This is a genomic window from Neisseria sp. HMSC15G01, assembly GCF_001808255.1.
GTDB lineage: Bacteria > Pseudomonadota > Gammaproteobacteria > Burkholderiales > Neisseriaceae > Neisseria > Neisseria subflava_A.
On sequence record NZ_KV792695.1, the window covers coordinates 1 to 1,187 of the forward strand.

Here is a 1,187-nt window from a genome sequence, read left to right on the forward strand (position 1 = left end):
TTAAGCGATTACAGAAGAAACCACACCCGCACCTACGGTACGACCACCTTCGCGAATCGCAAAGCGCAGACCTTCTTCCATAGCGATTGGCGCAATCAGTTCTACAGTAATGGTTACGTTCTCACCTGGCATTACCATTTCTACGCCTTCTTCCAAAGTAACTGCACCAGTTACGTCAGTAGTACGGAAGTAGAATTGTGGACGGTAGTTAGCGAAGAATGGAGTGTGACGACCACCCTCTTCTTTGCTCAGTACGTATACTTCTGCTTTGAACTTGGTGTGAGGAGTGATAGTACCTGGTTTAGCCAATACTTGACCACGCTCTACGTCTTCACGTTTAGTACCACGCAGCAATACGCCTACGTTGTCACCCGCTTGACCTTCGTCCAGCAGTTTGCGGAACATTTCAACGCCGGTGCAAGTGGTTTTTTGGGTTTCTTTCAAACCTACGATTTCGATCTCGTCACCAACGTGGATGATACCGCGCTCTACACGACCGGTTACTACTGTACCACGGCCGGAGATAGAGAATACGTCTTCGATAGGCAACAAGAAAGGTTTGTCCACAGCACGCTCAGGTGTTGGGATGTAGCTGTCCAAGGCAGCAGCCAATTCGAAGATTTTTTCTTCGTAAGCAGCATCACCTTCCAAAGCCTTCCAGTGCAGAACCTTGTACGATTGGGCAGTCGTCGCCAGGGAAGTCGTAGCTTGACAACAAGTCACGGATTTCCATTTCAACCAGTTCCAACAGCTCGGTATCGTCAACCATGTCGCATTTGTTCATGAATACGATGATGTAAGGTACACCTACTTGGCGAGCCAACAGGATGTGTTCGCGAGTTTGAGGCATAGGACCGTCAGCGGCAGAACATACCAAGATCGCGCCGTCCATTTGGGCAGCACCGGTAATCATGTTTTTAACGTAGTCGGCGTGGCCCGGGCAGTCTACGTGTGCGTAGTGACGGGTTTCAGTTTCGTATTCTACGTGTGAGGTATTAATGGTAATACCACGAGCTTTTTCTTCAGGAGCGTTGTCGATTTGGTCGTAAGCTTTTGCAGCGCCACCGAATTTTTTAGCCAAAATAGTAGTCAAAGCAGCAGTCAGAGTGGTTTTACCATGGTCAACGTGACCGATGGTGCCAACGTTTACGTGCGGTTTGCTACGTTCAAATTTTTCCTTAGCCATG

At 48.7% G+C, this 1,187-nt stretch carries 1 pseudogene; it reads right to left on the minus strand.

The features are described 5' to 3' along the window. A pseudogene (gene tuf, locus HMPREF3139_RS08960) lies at positions 1 to 1,186 on the minus strand (elongation factor Tu). Position 1,187 lies beyond the last annotated feature (1 nt).